This window comes from Pelagibacterium sp. H642 (assembly GCF_031202855.1).
GTDB lineage: Bacteria > Pseudomonadota > Alphaproteobacteria > Rhizobiales > Devosiaceae > Pelagibacterium.
Window position 1 is genome coordinate 1,320,942 of record NZ_CP101829.1, and the last position, 18,669, is coordinate 1,339,610.

At 61.1% G+C, this 18,669-nt stretch carries 17 protein-coding genes and 1 pseudogene; 10 read left to right on the forward strand and 8 right to left on the reverse strand.

The features are described from left to right. The first annotated feature begins 976 nt into the window (after nt 1-976). Genes NO934_RS06545 through NO934_RS06555 form a run of 3 tightly spaced genes read left to right on the forward strand, consistent with a single transcriptional unit; the run spans nt 977 to nt 3,583 of the window. Nucleotides 977-2,104: a hypothetical protein gene (locus NO934_RS06545; protein WP_309163037.1), complete on the forward strand. Its 1,128-nt coding sequence runs from the start codon at nt 977-979 to the stop codon at nt 2,102-2,104. Next, nucleotides 2,101-3,162: a hypothetical protein gene (locus NO934_RS06550; RefSeq protein ID WP_309163039.1), complete on the forward strand. Its 1,062-nt coding sequence runs from the start codon at nt 2,101-2,103 to the stop codon at nt 3,160-3,162. The genes NO934_RS06545 and NO934_RS06550 overlap by 4 nt, the downstream gene beginning before the upstream one ends. After that, nucleotides 3,149-3,583 (forward strand): helix-turn-helix domain-containing protein, encoded by a 435-nt coding sequence (locus NO934_RS06555; RefSeq protein WP_309163040.1) that lies wholly within the window; start codon nt 3,149-3,151, stop codon nt 3,581-3,583. The genes NO934_RS06550 and NO934_RS06555 overlap by 14 nt, the downstream gene beginning before the upstream one ends. A gap of 831 nt (nt 3,584-4,414) precedes the next feature. Here NO934_RS06555 and NO934_RS06560 read toward each other — a convergent pair. Both NO934_RS06560 and NO934_RS06565 read right to left on the reverse strand, forming a co-directional pair. Continuing rightward, nucleotides 4,415-4,945 (reverse strand): substrate-binding domain-containing protein, encoded by a 531-nt coding sequence (locus tag NO934_RS06560; RefSeq protein WP_309163042.1) that lies wholly within the window; start codon nt 4,943-4,945, stop codon nt 4,415-4,417. Nucleotides 4,946-4,996: 51 nt separating this feature from the next. Further along, the gene (locus NO934_RS06565) at nt 4,997-5,863 is read right to left on the reverse strand and encodes a helix-turn-helix transcriptional regulator (RefSeq protein WP_309163043.1); all 867 of its coding nucleotides are present in this window, start codon (nt 5,861-5,863) and stop codon (nt 4,997-4,999) included. Between the two features lie 101 nt (nt 5,864-5,964). On the opposite strand from NO934_RS06565, the gene NO934_RS06570 reads away from it, so the two are divergent. Next, the gene (locus tag NO934_RS06570) at nt 5,965-6,492 is read left to right on the forward strand and encodes a nuclear transport factor 2 family protein (protein ID WP_309163044.1); all 528 of its coding nucleotides are present in this window, start codon (nt 5,965-5,967) and stop codon (nt 6,490-6,492) included. Between the two features lie 203 nt (nt 6,493-6,695). Here the strand turns inward: NO934_RS06570 and NO934_RS06575 are convergent. Further along, nucleotides 6,696-6,991, reverse strand: a pseudogene (locus tag NO934_RS06575) (LysR substrate-binding domain-containing protein); the annotation flags it as partial. Nucleotides 6,992-7,097: 106 nt separating this feature from the next. Here NO934_RS06575 and NO934_RS06580 point away from each other — a divergent pair. Then, nucleotides 7,098-7,508: a DoxX family protein gene (locus NO934_RS06580; RefSeq protein ID WP_309163046.1), complete on the forward strand. Its 411-nt coding sequence runs from the start codon at nt 7,098-7,100 to the stop codon at nt 7,506-7,508. 163 nt (nt 7,509-7,671) lie between these two features. Then, the gene (locus tag NO934_RS06585) at nt 7,672-7,956 is read left to right on the forward strand and encodes a transposase (protein ID WP_309163047.1); all 285 of its coding nucleotides are present in this window, start codon (nt 7,672-7,674) and stop codon (nt 7,954-7,956) included. 143 nt (nt 7,957-8,099) lie between these two features. On the opposite strand, the gene NO934_RS06590 is transcribed toward NO934_RS06585, so the two are convergent. Continuing rightward, nucleotides 8,100-9,530 carry an ATP-binding protein gene (locus NO934_RS06590; RefSeq protein WP_309163048.1) on the reverse strand — a complete coding sequence of 477 codons (1,431 nt, stop codon included), beginning with the start codon at nt 9,528-9,530 and terminating at the stop codon, nt 8,100-8,102. Beyond that, nucleotides 9,527-10,252, reverse strand: coding sequence for a response regulator (locus NO934_RS06595; RefSeq protein WP_309163049.1), 726 nt, complete (start codon nt 10,250-10,252; stop codon nt 9,527-9,529). Before NO934_RS06595 ends, NO934_RS06590 begins: the two co-directional genes overlap by 4 nt. Before the next feature lie 353 nt (nt 10,253-10,605). Between NO934_RS06595 and NO934_RS06600 the strand changes: the two genes are divergently transcribed. The 4 genes from NO934_RS06600 to NO934_RS06615 all read left to right on the forward strand — a co-directional run bounded on the left by NO934_RS06600 (nt 10,606) and on the right by NO934_RS06615 (nt 16,535). Beyond that, the gene (locus NO934_RS06600) at nt 10,606-11,067 is read left to right on the forward strand and encodes a 2Fe-2S iron-sulfur cluster-binding protein (RefSeq protein ID WP_309163050.1); all 462 of its coding nucleotides are present in this window, start codon (nt 10,606-10,608) and stop codon (nt 11,065-11,067) included. A gap of 10 nt (nt 11,068-11,077) precedes the next feature. Next, a complete protein-coding gene (locus tag NO934_RS06605) occupies nt 11,078-13,390 on the forward strand; it encodes a molybdopterin cofactor-binding domain-containing protein (protein WP_309163051.1) in 2,313 nt (770 codons plus the stop codon). A gap of 315 nt (nt 13,391-13,705) precedes the next feature. Beyond that, complete coding sequence (locus tag NO934_RS06610; protein ID WP_309163052.1) at nt 13,706-16,021, forward strand: molybdopterin cofactor-binding domain-containing protein; 2,316 nt, start codon at nt 13,706-13,708, stop codon at nt 16,019-16,021. Nucleotides 16,022-16,214: 193 nt separating this feature from the next. Then, on the forward strand, nt 16,215-16,535 hold the full coding sequence (locus NO934_RS06615) for a hypothetical protein (RefSeq protein WP_309163053.1): 321 nt from the start codon (nt 16,215-16,217) through the stop codon (nt 16,533-16,535). Between the two features lie 72 nt (nt 16,536-16,607). Here NO934_RS06615 and NO934_RS06620 read toward each other — a convergent pair whose 3' ends face one another. Genes NO934_RS06620 through NO934_RS06630 form a run of 3 tightly spaced genes read right to left on the reverse strand, consistent with a single transcriptional unit; the run spans nt 16,608 to nt 18,599 of the window. Beyond that, a complete protein-coding gene (locus tag NO934_RS06620; protein WP_375143294.1) occupies nt 16,608-17,618 on the reverse strand; it encodes a serine hydrolase domain-containing protein in 1,011 nt (336 codons plus the stop codon). A gap of 40 nt (nt 17,619-17,658) precedes the next feature. Further along, a complete protein-coding gene (locus tag NO934_RS06625; RefSeq protein WP_309163054.1) occupies nt 17,659-18,132 on the reverse strand; it encodes a DUF6644 family protein in 474 nt (157 codons plus the stop codon). Continuing rightward, nucleotides 18,123-18,599, reverse strand: coding sequence for a DUF6152 family protein (locus NO934_RS06630; protein WP_309163055.1), 477 nt, complete (start codon nt 18,597-18,599; stop codon nt 18,123-18,125). The genes NO934_RS06625 and NO934_RS06630 overlap by 10 nt, the downstream gene beginning before the upstream one ends. Nucleotides 18,600-18,669: the final 70 nt, after the last annotated feature.

Below are 18,669 nucleotides of genomic sequence, written 5' to 3' on the forward strand. Positions count from 1 at the left end.
CGCTGCCCACCGATAATATCTCACCCAATAGAATCTCCAAAACTTTCGGCTCGGAGCGGAAATCATTTCCCTGATCAGCCGGTTTAGCATCATTTCAAGTCGACTCGGCCACCTCCCTTCTTCTTTGAACTTGGAGGATGCCAATGCCCTGCGCCGGTCAACTCACCAACGAATAATCACGGATCTCTGCAGGGTACGTGCCCGCGATCGTTCGCCCCGGGGAGGCGTCAAATGCCGCCCAAGGGCCGCAGGAGGGAAAAGCGGCAATCAACGCCGCACGACCGAAGTTTTCCACAGCTTTGTGCGACTGTTTTCTGTATTCAGATTTGGTACCCCGCTGAAGGATTATCTGAACTCTTCTTGGAATGAACGGAGCACTTCCCCAGAGAGCTCCGAGCAAGAATTGTGGTTATCCTGTCCTGCTCGGAATACTTGCACTCACAAGGATAGCGATGGCACATGTCCACACTGCCGCCCCGGCGCTCCCCGTAAGGATAGCACAGTCAGGCGATGGGCACTTCCGTCTCGAAAGCCAAGGGGAAAAATGAGTCCTTGCGGAACCTTGGGTTAATCTTGGAATCGGCCATCCGCCAAACACACCTGGCACACCGGCCCGTTTTTTCCCGCGCCGCGCTCCAGCTTGATGCGCGTAAGCTTTTGATTTCCGCGCAAAAATGCTCCGCTATCGTTGAGATGCGCGCTATTGCAGGATGGGCCGCACTTTCCTCGCGCCGACCCGAATCCGGTCCCGAACTCGGCATAACCTTCTGAAATAGCTGAACTTTTGGACGCCCAAACCGTCCCTTTCGTCCCGTAACGGATTTTCCGTTACCGATCAAACGGTTAGGGTCATTCCAGCTGCGTCCCTCAATCCTTCTCTGGCACACTCGGCGACGAAAAGGGCCTCCAGGCTCCCCCTCTTGAGAAACGCAAGGAGGCCCTGATAGCCCTTGGGGATCGTACTGGAGTGTCCGGCATGCCACACATCAAACCGAATACCGACCCGCGCCGTAAATGCCTTTGGATCGCCGACTTCACGCCCGCGGCCACCCCTGACAATCCGAAGCCGACGCGTACCCGCCCCGGCTTCATGACGAAACACGAGGCGGAGATGGAGATCGCGCTGCGCGGTGACGGCGCCACCATTCCCCTGCGGGCAGAGATGACTTTGGCCACCGTGGTGGCCTGGTATCTGCTCTTCGAACGCAACGATCGCCGGGTCGCTCCGAAAACCGTCGAGCAATACGAGGCCGTACTGGCGCGTCTGTTGGTGCCGGGACTGGCGGAGAAGCCTTTCTCTCAGGTCCTCCCCGGCGACCTTGATCTCGTGCTTGCACCCCGCCGTGGTACGGAGCTGTCCCCAAAGACCAAGGACGAATATGCCCGCATCGTGGGACGCATGGTCGCGGCCGCCATGAAGTGCGGCTTCGCCAACGTCAATATTTCGGGAGCTTTCGTGCGGCAGAACGCGGTGCACCGTCATCCCTCCGCCCGCCGGATTCCCGGCGAGACGGACTTCCGGGCCGTGCGCGATGCCGCTTCGCCACAGGCGCTCGTCGCATTTCTGCTGCTGACGACGATGTTCATCGGACCGGACGCCATTTCGCGAATGTGCTGGCAGGACGTGGACTTCGAAAAGGGGACCGTCTTTCTCCCGATCGGGTCCGGCAATGGCTCGGAACCTCGCCCCGGCCGGCTGCGGCAGTTGCCACCCGAACTGGAGACGGCACTCATGCGACTGCGCGCCCGCTCGTTCGTCGGCTGTCTCTCCGACCCCCTGATCGTTTCCCCGGAAGGAAAGGCCCTGGTTCCGGGCGATGTCGCGCACCTCGTCCATGGCGCTCAGGTAAGGGCCGGTCTGGTGGCGGCGGCGCGGCGGACCGACGGGAGTGGAAAGGTGCAAGGCATGCCGCGCGGCCGGTTCTCGATCGCCGAATTCGTCGAAGCGGCCATGCGCGACCGGGCGTCCACGGTTACAAGCCTCCTGATACTCGCGGACGCGGTCAACCGCTCGAGTACGGAGTCCCTTCAGCGCTTTTCCCGCCACCTGAAGGTCTTGAGCAGAAAGGCCGCGCCGGCGGCGACATTGGGGCTGATGGCATGACGACGATCACCGTCAAACCGTTTCAGGAAGCGGCGGAAGAGTGGATCCGTCACCTTGAACAAAGGGACGGAGGCATGACGATCAAGCCTCGTCGTTCGGCGGGCCATATCCGCAACCACCTCATGAAACACCTAGCCGAACGTGCCGTATGCGACTTGAGGGAAATCGATCTGCATCGGTTGAGTTGGAGCCTGGCGGCGCTGGGCAGTGCACTCGCCGGCAGCGTCATGACGACGCTTCGAAAGTTTCTGGACTACGCGGAAACCAGAAACTGGATCGCGGCCGAAAACAACCCGTCCAAGGCCAAGATTCCATGGGTGAGTGCAGTCAGCAAACGCTTCGCAACCGCACCTGACCGTCGGAATCAGTGGTTGGCGATGCCGAGCCGTACCCAACTCATCCTCATGGTCACTCGCTCGGAGGGCATGGCCGGCACCGCTTTGCGTCTGTTCATCCTCGCGGGCCTGCGGGGCAACGAAGCTAGGGCGCTCAAGTGTGCCAAGTTCGCGTTCCATGCGGACGAGCCCGACGGAACCGGGTACCGGCTCAACATCGAAGATGCCTTTTGCAGCCAGCACCGCGATCCCTTCGTTCCGAAAGGGACGAAGACCTTTCTGGGGGAACGCTATGTCCACCTGGGCATCGAATTGTCGGAGCACTTGGTCGACATCACTGCGGGGCGTAGCGGCGACGAGTATATACTCCATCGCGATGGCATACCCTTAACGTCGGAGGAGCTCGACGAGCTCATTCGTCAGGAGCAGGTGCGGCTCGGGATCGGCAGGCGCGTACTCCGCTCCCGGGGCGGACACTCCTATCCCGGGACCTACGGTATGCGGCACCTCCGACATGCCTTCGTGGCCCTGCTGATTTTCGACGGCTGGGAGGATGAGGACATTTCCACGGTCGTAGGTCACGGATCGACCACCGTTACGCTCGACATCTACGGATATCTCTTCAACCTCAGAAAAAGCGGTTGGGAGACATGGCCAAGCGACGGCGACCCCGACAACGATCCGGATACGGATGCCATGGAGCTCGCTTATGATTCCCGTTGACCCTTACATCATCCGATTCACGCCCGGTGAGGATGATCAGGTAGCGGCACGCCGGATCATGAGGGCCTTGATCGCAGCCGAAACCAGCCGACCGGAAACATCCGCTCTTCCCGGCCATGTGACCACAACTCTTCCACCGACACTAAACAAGTTGCTTCAGAACGTCTGCGCTGCCGTTGCCGACGGTGACGGGGTTTCGGTCATCGTGCTTGGGGATCGGGAATTGCTGCCGGTTCGGGATACCGCCGAAGTTCTCGGTTATGGTCCTTCCCAAATCACCCGCCTTCTGAAATCCGGCACTTTGCGTAAGCACAAGTACGACGCCGGAAGAAAGCGGCTTGTGCCCGCTGCGGCGATTGCCGAAAGATTGCAAGCGGCGCCTCGACAGAAGAAGCATCCTGCCGACCGCTCCCGAAAGTGAGACCGCATCCGTGATGCCACGGCCTCCCGACAGGGTTGGCGTTGTTTTTTTCGTCCGGGCGAGGACAGGAATGCGGCTTGCGGATACCGATGCTCTTGCGGAGTTCTGGAAACCCCGTGATGCCGATCGAAGCGGTCGACGCAATAGATCCGCAAGGCCGTACCTGAGCACCTTCAGCCTCTCGTCCAGGACTCTTTCGCCGAGAAAGATCAAATCCAGCACACGGCGCATGACAGCGCTGTCTTGTGACATGATCTGTTAAAATGACCGCGGGCCGGGCGTTTTCGCCCCCCCGATGGTTGCGGCTGCTGCCGCGGAACGATTGACACCCGCTCCGTAATCCTTGCACGGCGACGACCGTTACGATTGTAATAAAATTCGATGACCCGCCTGATAACCGAAATCGAGTTAATCTCGTCAGGGTCGACCGAAGCGCGACGCGATTGCAGCGGGGCGTCGACTGCGCTGCCGGCAGGCGAAAGGCGCGACGGTGGCTCCCGATTTCGCACGCCGGCATGTGTAGGAAGACTGCGCTCCACAAAGAGTCCCGCCAGCTCACGGCGCCGATGTCGAGTCCCGCAGGCGATCGGTTCCGTCCTCATGGTTATTCTCCTCGCCCAAATGTCCAGGTGGACGCCTTTTGAGGTTCAGGGCGAGCGTTGTTCGGCTACCTGGGGAATTCATTTCCGACAGTGATGCGACCGCAACGGGACCCAAAGTCCAGACATCGGGGCGGCACTAGCTGGATGAACCGACACTGCAACACTGAGGACGAGGGCTGAGAAATGCTTCCCTGCCCTTGTCCATAGGTTTCCGGATTTGCCAGTTCTCTTACATGCAGTCGGCGATATACTCGTACCGGTCGGCGAGATCCGGCTCGTCCGAGGTGATGGCGACGATCTCGGTCATGGTGACGGGCTCGACCTCCTCACCGGCGAAGAGACTCGCGGCGATATCCATGGCGGCTTCGCCCTGCTGGCGCGGATTCTGCGCAATCAAGGCCTGGAGTTCGCCGTTCTTCAAGGCCGCCACCCGGGGCACTGGCGGCGTCATGGCCACCATCTTATCTTGGCCCACCGCCCCGGCCTGCCGCAGCCCGGTGATGGCGCCGATCGCCCCCTGATCATTGGTCGAGAAAATTCCGGCCAGATCGGGGTGGGCCGACAGCGTGAAGGTCACGATCTCGGCGGCGCGCTGGGGGTCGTTGGATTGATATTGGGCGCCGAGATACTCAATATCGGGATAGTTCTCGGCCAGCGCGGCCTCGAAACCGGCGGTGCGGGCGTCTTGAGCTAGAGAGCCGGGCGGCTGGGTAATGACCAACGCCTTCCTGTGGCAAGCCAGCGCCGTTCTGACGGGCATCGTGACCACGCCGGCCAGTGTTCAACCTACGGATGGCGATCCGATGCCGATCTAGCGCAGGTCCCGGCAAAGCTCCAAGATCCTGGTTTGATCGGCTGCGGTGGCAGGCGCATAGATCACTAGGCCGAGCCCTGGCTGCTCGTCGATGGAAAAAGACGAATAGTCCAGGTGAATGGTTCCCGCATCGGGATGATCGACAATTTTTCGGCCCTGCGCGTAATAGCTGACATCGTGCTCCCGCCACATGCGTGCGAAGTCTTCGCTGCCGTCGCTGAGCTCTCGTATCAAGGACTGGACGGGCTCGGCCATGGGGGTACGCGACGTCTCCAGCCGGAAGGTTTCCACGGCATGGCGCGCGTCCCTTTCCCAGTGGACCAGCCCTCGGCGCGTCTCGGGATCGAGGAACAAGATGCGCAAAATGTTGCGCTCGTGCGGAGCCAGGCTCGTATAATCGGTCAGAACCGCATTCGCCGCGGCATTCCAGGCGACCAGATCCCAAGCGGCGGTCTTAATGTAGGCCGGGCAGGGCGAGAGCGCATCGAGCATGCGCCGCTGGCGGTCGGTGATTTCATAGGCCGTCGGCGGGCGGCCCGTCACCGGCATCCGGGCAATCTTGTGAAGGTATTCCCGCTCGGCCGGCGTCAGCATGAGCGCATTTGAAAGCCTGTCGATCACATCTACCGATGGCGCGCCGCCGCGCCCCTGTTCCAGCCAGGTGTACCAGGTGGCGCTGACATTGGCGCGTTGGGCAACTTCCTCGCGCCTGAGGCCGGGCGTCCGGCGTCGCTGCGTGGGAAATCCAAGCGCTCCGGGATCCAGGCGCGCCCGGCGGTCCTTAAGGAAAAGGCCAAGGATGTTCTCACCATCCCGAACTCGGAAATCGCTCTTTGCAATCTGCGAACTGTTTTCGCTGGCCACGGACCGCATCCTGTTAGCTCTTATACCCCTATATCGTCACGAATTGTCCGCATCGGGCGCGATCCTATTCTGGGCAGGTTCAAAAGCAACAGGAGTTTGCAATGCCTAGCCCCGCCGTTTCGGCCCTGCCGCAGCTGCCCTTCGAGGTCATCATCCCGGACCATACCGAAGATCGCCAAGCGGCTTTCGCAGTCGCCGCCAAACGCAACGCCTGGCGCGAAATGTTTGAAAAGCAGGATGTGGACGGCATGATGTCGTTCTATGCTCCAGGCATATATTCGTACGACCTGATGGCCGCACCCGAAGCGGATGGGCCAAAGCTCGCTTTCGACGGTGACGACATCTGGCGCCGCAACTGGGTCTCGTTCTTTGAAATGTTCGGGGCCGACCTGCGCGTCACCATCGAAAACCTGACAGTCTACCAGGCGGGCAATATCGCCACGGTGAGAGGCTTGACACGGCTGCAGGGGACGGTTGTCGGCGGCCAGTTTATCGACATGTGGGCGCGCGAAACCAATGTGCTTGCCCGCATAAATGGGGATTGGCTCGTGGTGCATGACCACGTCTCGGTTCCGATCGATTTCATGAGCGGACGCGCCCTCATGGATTTAGGGCCGAACAAAGTTTAGGCGAACTGGGACGACATGGCGCAGGTCTTCTCGACACCGACCTTACCCCTGTCGTTCCATCGCGTTTCCTGACCAGACGCGCTCTGAAGACTGCCGACGGGCGCGGAGCAAATGGCTTTGGTCCTCCGCATGCTCACGCAAAAATCGAATCGGTGGACAGTGGCATCAGGGCGAACCAGGAGAAAACGACCTGCCCTGCAGTGGACGAAGTTAAGAGATGCTCGCATTGCCGCGCTGGCGTGCCGCCGGTTCGGGTAGTAGAGGAACCAACTGGGCAGGGTCACGCGCCAGTCCGTCAGCAAATCAACGAGTCTACCATCCCCGATCGCCGTTCGGGCATATTCGTCGATAACATGGGCGATGCCCTGCCCTGCCAGAGCCGCTGCAGCTCCTGGTGGGCTGAACTCAGAGTGAGACCCATCGGCGTGATCTCCAAGGCATCGCCGTCCTTTCCGAAAGTCCAAGTTGCCAGCGTACCGGCCGGAAAGCGGCGGCGAATGGTCCTATTACAACTTAATACTTTGCGGTACACGCGTGGCAAACTCTGAGCAGATTAGCGCGGTACAATCAGCCGACCGAATCCACATAAAGACAAGGCTTGGCTCATGTACAAGATGCTAGCCGGCGCGTCCTATGCGCCTCACATTCTCAGCCTGCTGCGTATCGTGGCCGGCGGTTCATTCTTCACGCATGGAACGATGAAGATATTCTCTTGGCCGGCGCCCTTCGAACACCAGATGTCCAGCCTGATCTACATCGCAGGGTTGATGGAGGTCGTCGGGGGCTTCATGCTCGCGATCGGATTGGTGACGCGCCCGGTGGCCTTCGTGCTATCGGGCCTTATGGCGTTCGCCTATTTCATGGCCCACGCACAGCAGAACTTCTTTCCCGTGTTGAATGGTGGCGAGCCTTCAGTGCTCTACTGCTTCCTGTTCCTCTACATCGCGGCAGTTGGTCCGGGTTCGTGGAGTGTCGAAGGATTGCTGGCGAGTCGGGCAAGCCCGCGGGCTGCTTGACGAACGTCTATCCCCAAAGGCACGTCAAAACGGCTGCGCACCGGCGTCGAGACGAACCCATATGGCCTAACGGAGGGCCATACGAGATCGCCCGAGACCGCATCTCCTGCTGAGACGACACCGAGTTCATCCCGGATGGACATCTTGCAGGCACGGCGGGCCATTGGATGTCGATCCCCGGTTTGGGTTGTTCGGCGCAACAGCCCTTCTTGCTTCGGCAGGTTCCGCAGAGCAGTTCAAGAAGGCGGCTTGGCTGGGGCTGGTGCCTATGAAATATCCGTCGGGTTGCAAGGCCGCATTGTTCAGTACCGGCAAGCGCGGAAGCAAGCGCAGGCGGCGGATGCTTATCCACGGCGCGGTCCTGCAACCCATGATGCACATAAGATTCGCGCAAGCGCTGGATGCGGTGTGGATGCTGCCGGAACGGTTCTGGGTAGCCAATCTGTAACACCGGCGTTCAGGTGACGGCGCTCTTCGACTGTCATTGCGCGACATAACGGTCGTTGGACCAATGCCGGAGAGCTTTGGAGATGGTCCCGCAGCGGCGTCGGTTGTCTTCGGAAAGTTCTCCGTGCAAATTGTGGCCGGTCTTCATCCCGGCAGGACGATGGCGGCTTGTAACCCCGGTTCTCGCGGCGCGAGGATGATGTCGCCGCCGTGCTGGCGGGCGATGGCACGAGCGATAGATAGGCCGAGGCCGAGCCCACCCGTCTCACGAGAACGCGACTTCTCGAGGCGGAAGAAGGGTGCGAAAACCTCCTCGACATTGTCGACCGGGATGCCTGGACCGTTGTCTTCAACGAGGATTTTCACGGCCGAAGGGTCGACGACCAGCCGAACTTCTGCGCCCCCCGCGTAACGGACAGCGTTTTCGATGAGATTTCGGATCACACGCCTCAACCCTTCCGGGCGGCAGCGGTAGTTCAAGCGTTCGCTTGAGACGAAGCGAACCGACTGGCCAAGTTCGGCGAGGTCGTCGCACACACTTTCGACCAGGGCCGCCAGATCGATGGTCCGCGTCGGATCGACGCTCGTTTCCTCCCGCACGAGCGAAAGGGTTGCTTCCGTCATAGCCTGCATCTCATCTATCGTATCGAGCATCCGTTCCTGTAGCTCAATGTCCTCGACCATTTCAGCGCGGAGCTTCAGGGTTGTCAGTGGCGTCCGCAGGTCGTGTCCAATGGCAGCGAGCATCCGTGTTCTGTCGACCACGAAGCGATGGAGGCGTTCCTGCATGCTGTTGAAGGCAACGGCCGTCCGCCGGATGTCTTCAGGGCCACGCTCGAGCAGTGGCGACACGGCCTCGCCACGCCCCAGCATCTCGGCTGCCTGCGTGAGTTGTCGCAGCGGACTCGCGATGCGGCGAACCGTAATGACCGCCACAAGGGAAACAAGCACGGCCGTCAGTGCCAAAGACAATGGAAGATGCGTTCGCCAGATGGATGGAGCGAGATTCTTGTAAAAGGCAGCATTTAGCACCTGTCCGTCATCAAAAGGTACGATGACGCCGGCACCGTTCTGCTCGGCAAAGTCAAGATAACGAACCATGACCGGCAGTTCCGCCCGGTCTGCCGCCGGGACGACCGTCCAGGTCGCCCCCTTCAGGAAGTACTCCGCGTCGGCACCAGCAGGCAACTGGCTCTCCTCGCCCATGCTGCTAAAAGCAATGCCGTCCGAAGCAACCAACAGTTCGCCGAGCGGCACTTCGAAGCGGGCAAATGCCTGCTGCACCCAACTCTCGAGAGCGACGGGCCTACCGTCGGAAATCCAAAATCGCGACGTGTCCGTGCTACTTATGCGAATCAGGTCCTCACGAAGCGTGGGCGGTGCCGTCCGAACCAGCCGGGCGACTGCTGCCGCGCGACTGCTGAGTTCGGCGCGCGCAGACCCCCTCAGATCAGCCTGCATATAGTCCCAAACGATCGCGAGGCCTAAAATCTGCGACGCAAAAAGGGCAATGAGCAACCACGAAAGAAGCTGTGCGGTGAGGCTCTTTTGCCAGAACCCGAAGAGCAGCTTCATACCGTGTAGACCTCTGGCATGAAGCTGTAGCCGCCCCCGCGGTGGGTCTGGATTATCGTGGGATTCTTCGGATCGAGTTCCACCTTGCGGCGCAGGCGACTGATCTGGTTGTCGATGGATCGGTCGAAGGGTTCTGCCTCCCGGCCGACGGTGAGGTCGAGTAGCTGGTCCCTGCTGAGAACTATGCCGGGATGCTCGACGAAGATCTTCAGGAGACGGAACTCTGCGGTTGATAAGGGAACACCGACACCATCATCGTTCTGCAATTCACGTCGACCCATGTTGAGCACCCATCGGTCGAAGCGGATGGACCCTGCCCGCCGCGCACCGCGCTGTGGCGGCAGACTGTTGACCCGCCGCAACACGGCCTTGATCCGCGCCACCAGTTCGCGAGAAGAGAAGGGCTTTACCAGGTAGTCGTCGGCACCGAGCTCAAGCCCAATTACGCGGTCGGTTTCGTCAATTCGGGCGGTGAGAAAGATAATAGGGATCGCAGGGCCCGGCCGCTCGCGAAGCTCGCGGCAGAGGGTTAGGCCATCTTCCCCGGGCATCATGATGTCGAGGACGACGAGATCCGGCGCTCCTCGTTCGATGAGCCGGCGCAGCGCAGTTCCGTTTTCGGCTGTGCTGACCCGGTAGCCCTGCTGCTGCAGGTATTTCGCGACCAGATCGCGGATCTCGCGATGGTCGTCAACGACGGCAATGTGGGGCACGTGCTCCATGGTGGGCCTTCGGGGGCTTCAAGAATTCTCCTTATAGCGCTTCCTGAGGCGAAGGCGTGTACGAAACTGTATCCGTTTGTAACCGCAGTAGCGCCTTTCCTGGGCAAAGGCGCTCGACCTGATTCCAAAACGGTACAATCGGCGACACCGGCGGCACAGCCGTGAGACGAACAGCGTCTAACTTGGCCGTCGAAACAGTGGCTGTCCTTTGACGCTTGGCAATCGCACCGCCAAAGGATCGAACTTTACCCTGTTCAAATGCGCGATGGACGCGTCGTCGCGCCTCCGTCACCCATCATGGCTGCCAGCAAGCCTTGTCCTTGCCCTGGCCGCACCGCTGATCTGGAGCTGTTATGGTCGCTTTCACCGTCAACAACAAACCTGCCGATGTGGCGATCCAAGAGGACAAACCACTGCTTTGGGTGCTCCGGGAAGATCTCCAATTGCTCGGACCCAAATATGGCTGCGGCATTGCGCAGTGCGGCGCATGTCGGGTGCTCATTGACGGCATTTCCACGCCTTCCTGCACCGTTCCCGTGGGAAGTATCGCCGGCTCATCTATCGTGACGGTTGAAGGACTCGCCGACGAACACGGCGAACTTTCTGTCGTCCAGCAAGCCTGGATCGACGAGCAAGTACCCCAATGCGGTTTCTGCCAGCCCGGCTTTTTGATCGCGGCGACAGAACTTTTGGAGCAGAACCCTGATCCGAGCGACGATGAGATCGACGCTGCCATCACCAATATCTGCCGCTGCGGAACCTATCCACGCATTCGCCGTGCCATCCACCGCGCCGCTGCACGCGCACAGGGCTGAGCAGAAAGAAATGGCGATGCTGTCACGTCGAACTTTCCTCATCACCGGTGCTGCGATCGGCGGCACCATCGCCGCTGCAGCCGTTGCCGGCGTCGGCTACCTTTCGACGGTCGACCTGGACGGTCCTGACGGATTTATCGATGGTAATCGCGCTGTGCTGAATGCTTTCGTGGCGATCGATCCCAACGGCAAAGTCACGGTCTATGTGCCGAGGACCGAAATGGGGCAGGGCATCCACACGGGGCTCGCCATGCTCGTGGCCGAGGAGCTGGACCTGCCGTTCGACAGCCGCATCAGGGTCGAACATCCCAGCGAGGAGCTCGCAGTTTATGCCAGTTGGGCCTCGCAGCTGCAGACTCGGCCCGATGAGGCGCAGGGACCCGTCGTCTGGCTGGGTCAGCGCCTCTTTGGTGCGGTGGGGCTCGTCGCGACGGGTGCCTCCTCATCAACCTACAGCCTGTGGACGCCCATGCGGCAGGCTGGCGCCGCGGCGCGCTACATGCTGATGTCCGCTGCAGCGGAAGCATTTGGCGTGTCGGAGGGGGAACTCTCCACTGACGGTGGGAGCGTCCATCACGCCGCTACAGGACGAAGCATATCTTATGGCGATCTCGCGCTAGCGGCCACATATGTACGCCCTCCGGAGCGGCTGTCCCTAAAGTCTCGCGCCGACTGGCGCCTTATCGGGCGCGATCAGCCGCGCGTCGATCTGCCGGCCAAGGTGCGCGGCGAGCCGGTCTTCGGAATGGACGTGATCTTGCCAGGCATGCTCCACGCCTCGATTCGGCAGCCGCCGGTTTTTGGTGCCACAGTCTCCCGACTGCAAAACGATGCCGAGCTGCGACAGTTGCGCGGAGTGATCGACGTGGTAGTTGTCCAAGATCGCAGTGTTGCCGTGATCGCAGACAGCTGGTGGACGGCGGAGCAGGCGCTCTGGTCTGCGGAGATTGAATGGGTTGAAACCGACGCGGACAGAGTGTCCAGCGCCGACTTGACCACCAGCCTTCAAGCGGCCCTCGATCGCGGGGATCCGGTTTCCGTGCATTCAGAAGGCGAAAACATTGCTGAAGGCGGAGCGGACGTCGAGGCTTCGTATTACGCACCATTCGTTACCCACGCCTGCATGGAGCCGATGAACGCCACCGTGCTCGTCCGCAGCGACGGCACGGCCGAGGCATGGGCACCAACCCAATCGCTGACTTCCGCCCGCTGGGGCGTCTCGCGGGGGGCTGAGCTTGCTGGAACGGCGCTTGGCGAGGTTACTGTCCACGTCACCATGAACGGCGGAGGTTTTGGCCGCCGCACCGAACTCGACGTTATGACCCAGGCGGCCTATCTAGCCGCACTCCACCCGGACCGGCCGGTCAAGCTGGTCTGGTCACGGGAAGAAGATATAGGTCGCGGCATCTACCGCAGCCATGCCGCTGCACGGCTGCGCGCGACCCTGGGGGGAGACGGCCTCCCCCTCTCCCACGAGGCGACCGTAGCGGCACAGTCGGTCGCCCAAGGAATAATGGGACGGCTACTGCCCTTTACCGGCGGTGGCAATCCGGACGGTGATCGCCTCAATTCCGAAGGCCTGTACAGGCCGTATTATGCCATCCCCGGCCAGCACGTGGCCTCGCATCATGTGCCAAGCCATGTGCCTATCGGCCTCTGGCGGTCGAATGGCTATTCGCATAACGCCTTCTTCTCCGAATGCTTCCTCGACGAATGCGCCCATGCAGCTGACATCGACCCGCTCGACTATCGCCGGGCTCTGCTGCGGGACAGCCAGCGCCATCTCGCCGTGCTTGAGCGCGCTGCGGCGATGGCGGACTGGGGCAGCCCGCTGCCCGCCGGCGGTGGGCGAGGCATAGCTATAGCGGAAGCCTTTTATAGCATCGTGGCACAGGTGGCCGAAGTCTCTGTGTCAGAGGACAGCGAGGTGACGGTCGATCGGGTCTTCTGCGCCGTCGACGTTGGCACAGTGATCAACCCCGCTCAAGTCGTCGCCCAGATGGAGGGTAGCATTTCCTGGGGACTGACCACCGCGCTGATGAGCGCCAACACGCTCGAAGACGGCGCGATGGTTCAGTCGAACTTCCACGACTTCCCTGTGCACCGCTTGTCTAACGCTCCCGAGGTGACAGTCGAGATCATCGATAGCAACGACCTTCCGGGCGGCGCGGGGGAGCCCGGCGTGATCCCGGTCGCGCCGGCCGTCGCCAACGCGATCTTCGACGCCACCGGCCGGCGGCTGCGCTCTCTCCCCCTCGCGATAACCGAAACGGTGGGCGAGCGGCGGACGCGCTCCGTGCTGCCAGCGGCCGAGGAGTTCTAAGTATAGTTCCGCCCGCATAGGACTTACCGAGAGGGTGGCCCAGGTGGGCAGGTGTATGGGCGATACGCGCTGGAAGAAGCGTATCCTTATTCTGCAGCCTTGCCGGTACAGACGGAAATTTTGTCGTCCAGCGCGCCTGGATCGAGGGGCAAATGCCCCAATGCGGTTTCCGCCAGCCTGACTGTCTGATCGCGGCAACAGACCGGCTTTGGGAAGACCCCAATCCCAGCGCCGCCGAGATCACCATTTTTGCCACTGCGGGATCTATCGCGCAATTCCCCGCGCGCCACACTGACACAGGATTGAGGAACAGCCATGCCGAGCTTGCTATCCCGACGCGCATTTCTTCTAACCGGGGCCGCCCTTGGCGGCACGGCTCTCGTTGCTGCCGTGGGTGGTGTCGGCTTCCTTTCCACAGTCGATGTCGACGGATTGCATGGCGGCTCGGTCGAGGGCGAGCGCGCGATCCTGAACGCCTTCGTCGTGCTGCACAGCGACGGGAGGGTCGTCGTCAATGTGCCCCGGACGGAGATGGGGCAGGGCATCCATACTGGCCTCGCAATGGTGGTGGCCGAAGAGCTTGACGTGCCCTTCGACGATCGCATTGGCGTCGAATATCCGACTCAGGCCCATCCCTCCTATTCCACCTGGTTCAACGTTTTGGATGTACGCCCCGAAGAAGCGTCCGGACCGGTTGTTTGGCTTGGCCGCCGGGTGCTTGGGCAAATGGGCTTCATCGCCACTGGGGCGTCCGGTTCGACCATGGGAATGTGGCACCCGATGCGAGTTGCCGGTGCTGCAGCGCGGGAGATGCTGATCGCGGCGGCGGCCATACGCCTCAGCGTGCCGGTGGTCGAGCTTACGACGCGAGAGGGCGCCGTTTATCATGAGGCGACCCGGCAGAGCGTCGCCTATGGCGATCTTGCGCAGACCGCAGCGCTGCTGCCACCTCCGGATGCTCCGGCGCTCAAACCACGATCGGAGTGGCGCCTTATCGGCCGGTCACAACCCCGGGTGGACATCCCCGGCAAGGTTCGGGGCGAGCCCGTCTTCGGCATGGACGTCGTCCTGCCGGACATGCTGCATGCCACGATGCGCCACGCGCCGGTCTTCGGCGCCGAGGTAGCTTCCCTCGGCAATGAAGCCGCCGTGCGCGCCGCCGCGGGTGTGGTCGACGTAGCGGTGATCAATGGACGACACGTCGCCATCGTGGCGGAATCCTGGTGGCAGGCCGAACGGGCTGCATGGCTGCTGGATATTGAGTGGACACCGACAGCAGCCGATCGGGAGGATAGTGCTACTTTAGCCGCCAAATTGCAGGCAGGGCTTTCCTCTGACGCCCCGCATGGCCATATCGATGAGGGTGATGTCGAGGCAGCTCTTGCGGCGGCCGACGCGGCTGTGGTCGAGGCTGAATACGGAGTGCCATTCGTTACCCACGCCTGCATGGAATCCATGAACGCTACCGCGATCCTGCGCGAGAGCGGCGCGGCAGAGGTCTGGGCCCCCTCGCAAAACCGTATCAACATGCAAGCCGCTGTGACCCGTGGCATGGGCTGGGCCGGGGTGCGGCCTGACGAGGTTACCTTGCATTTGACGATGAATGGGGGTGCCTTCGGTCGACGCAGTGACGGGGACGTCATCGCCGAGGCGTCCTACCTCGCCGCCCGCCACCCCGGTCGCCCAGTCAAAGTGATGTGGTCGCGGCAAGAAGATATCGGCCGAGGCCTCTATCGCAGCCAGGCCGCTGCCCGGCTGCGTGCGGCGTTGAGACCCGACGGGCTGCCGATGGCCTATGACGCTCTGGTCGCCACGCAATCGGTCCTCAATTCCATGGCAAGCCGCAACATGCCCTTCACTCCGGGTCCGGACGGGGATTATCTCAGCATCGAGGGATTGGACAAGCTTCATTACGCGATACCCAATCGACGTATGCGTAGCCAGCATGTGCCCACCCACATCCCCATGCACTTCTGGCGCTCCAACGGCTTTTCGTTCAATACCTTCTTTACCGAAAGCTTCATCGACGAATGCGCGTTGGCCGCAGGGACCGATCCCCTCGACTACCGTCGCGCCATTCTTGGCGAGAGTCCTCGTCACCTTGCCGTGCTGAACCGCGTTGCCGAGCTATCTGGCTGGGGAAGTCCAATGGCGGCAGGCCGCGGCCGCGGCATCGCGATCGAGGAATGCTATCGCAGCGTCGTTGCCCAGGTCGCTGAGGTCACAGTGGCCGAAGATGGAGAGGTGCAGGTCGACCACATCTTCTGCGCCATCGATGCGGGGCTGATCATCAATCCCAATCAGGTGGTCGCGCAGATGGAAGGCGGTGCACTGTTCGGCGTGACCAGTGCACTAATGAGCGAAATTACTGTTCATAATGGTGCCGTGCGGGAAACCAACTTCCACGATTTCCCGATCCAGCGCCTTGCTAATGCGCCTGAGGTCACGGTCGCCATCGTTGAAAGCGACGAGCCGCCTTGTGGCGTTGGGGAGCCGGGCGTGGTGCCGACCGCCGCAGCCCTAGCCAATGCGATCTTTGCTGCTACAGGTCGACGCCTGCGAACGCTTCCCCTTGCGGTCACCGAGACCATTGGAGAGCGTCGAACGCGATCGGTTCTGCGGGCGGAATGAAGATGAACATGCATATCAATTTGGGAACATTACGCTCGGTCCCAAGGTGGCGCCGTTTCTGTGGCTGCTTCGCGAATTCGGCGAGGCCACACACAATGGCGCGCTCAAGCGCTTGGGCAACCTGCCGCTAATGCAACCGACGTGGGACGAACATACAAGACTTCAATGAAGCGTTCAGAGCGATGAACGGCCAATGGACAAAGCCATTGAAAAGGAGCGTATCGGTGGCGCGTTATTCTGCCGGCGTGCCGTGGTGGTGAGGCCGCTCCAGATTGCGCACCTCTTTGCGAACCAGCCTGATGCCAGCGCCCGCGACAGCAAAAGCGATGATCGGAACAATAAGCTGGCACGCGCGGCAATCGGTCCGCTCAATGGAGCCGTGCTGTCGCCCGTCATGACCGACCGCGGTGTCACCTTAACCTGCACCGCGACAGCCATCCTTCCAACTCTAACCGCCCCGCCACCCTGTTCGATCGTGAGCAATTACGCGGTCGCCCCCCGCCGCCATGCCTGACTCTGCCTTAGACGTCGAAGGTTTTGGAATAGGGAATGTTCTTGGAAATCAGGGCTGAACCAGGCTCCGGGCCTACAGGTCTCGAACCGTTTCGATAATCCTGGCGCTCAGGGCATGAAGATTGTCTCGATCCGCTATCGTGGTGGGGCGCGGTGCGTCGTCCGAGGTCATGACGACAGAAAGGTCTAGACGTGGCACGATGTAGAGCATTTGGCCGCCATAGCCCCAGGCATAGCGGATGTCTTCACCCGCCATAGAACGCAGGAACCATCCATAGCCGTAGCCGTCATCCGAATACCTGGAGCGGGTCCTGGCCATCCAAGCTTGTTCAACCCAGTATTCCGAGATGACGCGGCCACCGCTTGCGTTTAGTCCGCCCCGGCGAAAGACTTCCCCGAAGGCAAGCAGAGAGCGCGGACTCATAGCCATCTCATTGCCGCCCAGGTAAATGCCTTGCGGGTCGCGCGCCCAGCTGTCGATGGAAAACCCCTCAACTGAGGCCAGCCATCCCCGGGCGAGTGCCAGGGTCGATTGGCCCGTCGTCCGGGTTAGGATAGCTGAAAGCAAATGAGTCGATCCGGTGGAATAAAGCATATGCCCTCCAGGGGCCGCATCGAAGGGCCGGTTGAGAGCGGCACGAACCCAGTTCTCGCTACTTACCCACCGGCCGTATTCGGCTCCCGATGTTGGCCGCAAGCCTGCTTGCATGGTCAGGAGATGCCCTATGGTAACTGTCTCGATGCGCGGATCGGCATTGGCTGCAATATCGGCGCTCAGGATCGGCGCAATGGCCTGATCGATACCCTCAAGGATTCCTTGCTCGATGGCGATGCCGACCAGAGTGGCAACAATGGGTTTAGACGCCGACTTGATGTTGGTCGGCGCGTTACTCGAATGACCGCGGTAAGCGCGCTCGATGATAACGGTCCCGTTGCGTGCGACCATTATCGTCTGGAGTGAGGGAAAGCTTGAGGCCTCGTCGAGAAGGGCTGCGAGCCGCCCGTCTTGCCCCAGCGTCGGTATGGCAAAGCTACCCATGCCGATCAGGGCTGCGCCGCCGCATAAGAAAGCTCTCCGGGACATCGGGAGGAAACAGTCGGACATTTCTCGCTCCAGGCAGTGTCTAGGTGAAGGCGATCCAGCGGCCGAAAAAAATGGCACTCGTCCAAAGGAAAATGGACAGCGTTGCCGCAACGCGCCCACTGGGGATGCCGACAAACGTGGCAGCGTCTCCCCTTGCCGAGAGGATACGCAGCAAGAATGCATTGGCACCGGCCAGGACGATAATGGCCATTTTCGCAAGAAAAGCGGGATTCTCCAGATAGTGGCCGATACGCACCGAGGCGAGCAGCAATCCGGTAGACGCGGCGATCATAAAACCCATCAATGCGGTGCGAACGAGGCCGCCTGGGGGGCCGTCAAGCCGCGCATTGGTGACGCGCAGTAGGTGCAAATCCACGGCGAGGATCGAGCCGAACAGCACGGCAATGCCAATGATGTGCAAAGCCGATATGGCGGGATAGGCCCACGGAACAGTGATAATAGTGCGCGCAAGGTCGGACGCTTCGACCCACTCGATCATTGAATCTAGCTGCATCCGTCCACGCTTGGCGCCCAGTCGCCCGTGTAGGAGATGATCTCGCCATCGGCGAGGCGAAGCCAGGTACTGCGGAGTTGATGGGGAGCAAGACAGTTCCGTAGCGCCACAACGGTGATCCGGTCCCCCACCTGTAACCGAGCGTTCAGGGCGTAGAACATGCCGACCGGTGGAAGCTCTATCGCATGCTCATCCCCCAAATCTACGGATCTTGTAATGACCGGGCCGAAATACTCCTCCGGCCGACCAACCTCGAAATCGCCAAGCTCGTCAGTATCCACGCGGATGGTCAAAACGGGATGGGGCGGCGCGAAGACGGTTTGCACGACCACGCCGGAGAGACCCAATGGCTGGCTCGCGTCATATCGGCCGGTCAGGCCATGATGAGCGGAAGCAGAGCCCATTATCGACAATAGCGAGATCGCCGATATTGCCCAGAAAACGCGCGGACCGACTAACCTAGCCATTGAACGACCCTTTGATGCACATTCTGCCGGGACGCTAGTGGATTGAGGTTGCACGATCCATGCTGTAGAA

Coding starts and splice junctions, on each gene's coding strand:
- NO934_RS06545 (WP_309163037.1), top strand. CDS start 977: ATGCCACACATCAAACCGAATACCGACCCGCGCCGTAAATGCCTTTGG.
- NO934_RS06550 (WP_309163039.1), top strand. CDS start 2,101: ATGACGACGATCACCGTCAAACCGTTTCAGGAAGCGGCGGAAGAGTGG.
- NO934_RS06555 (WP_309163040.1), top strand. CDS start 3,149: ATGATTCCCGTTGACCCTTACATCATCCGATTCACGCCCGGTGAGGAT.
- NO934_RS06560 (WP_309163042.1), bottom strand. CDS start 4,945: ATGCCCGTCAGAACGGCGCTGGCTTGCCACAGGAAGGCGTTGGTCATT.
- NO934_RS06570 (WP_309163044.1), top strand. CDS start 5,965: ATGCCTAGCCCCGCCGTTTCGGCCCTGCCGCAGCTGCCCTTCGAGGTC.
- NO934_RS06580 (WP_309163046.1), top strand. CDS start 7,098: ATGTACAAGATGCTAGCCGGCGCGTCCTATGCGCCTCACATTCTCAGC.
- NO934_RS06590 (WP_309163048.1), bottom strand. CDS start 9,530: ATGAAGCTGCTCTTCGGGTTCTGGCAAAAGAGCCTCACCGCACAGCTT.
- NO934_RS06595 (WP_309163049.1), bottom strand. CDS start 10,252: ATGGAGCACGTGCCCCACATTGCCGTCGTTGACGACCATCGCGAGATC.
- NO934_RS06600 (WP_309163050.1), top strand. CDS start 10,606: ATGGTCGCTTTCACCGTCAACAACAAACCTGCCGATGTGGCGATCCAA.
- NO934_RS06605 (WP_309163051.1), top strand. CDS start 11,078: ATGGCGATGCTGTCACGTCGAACTTTCCTCATCACCGGTGCTGCGATC.
- NO934_RS06610 (WP_309163052.1), top strand. CDS start 13,706: ATGCCGAGCTTGCTATCCCGACGCGCATTTCTTCTAACCGGGGCCGCC.
- NO934_RS06615 (WP_309163053.1), top strand. CDS start 16,215: ATGGACAAAGCCATTGAAAAGGAGCGTATCGGTGGCGCGTTATTCTGC.
- NO934_RS06620 (WP_375143294.1), bottom strand. CDS start 17,618: ATGTCCCGGAGAGCTTTCTTATGCGGCGGCGCAGCCCTGATCGGCATG.
- NO934_RS06625 (WP_309163054.1), bottom strand. CDS start 18,132: ATGCAGCTAGATTCAATGATCGAGTGGGTCGAAGCGTCCGACCTTGCG.
- NO934_RS06630 (WP_309163055.1), bottom strand. CDS start 18,599: ATGGCTAGGTTAGTCGGTCCGCGCGTTTTCTGGGCAATATCGGCGATC.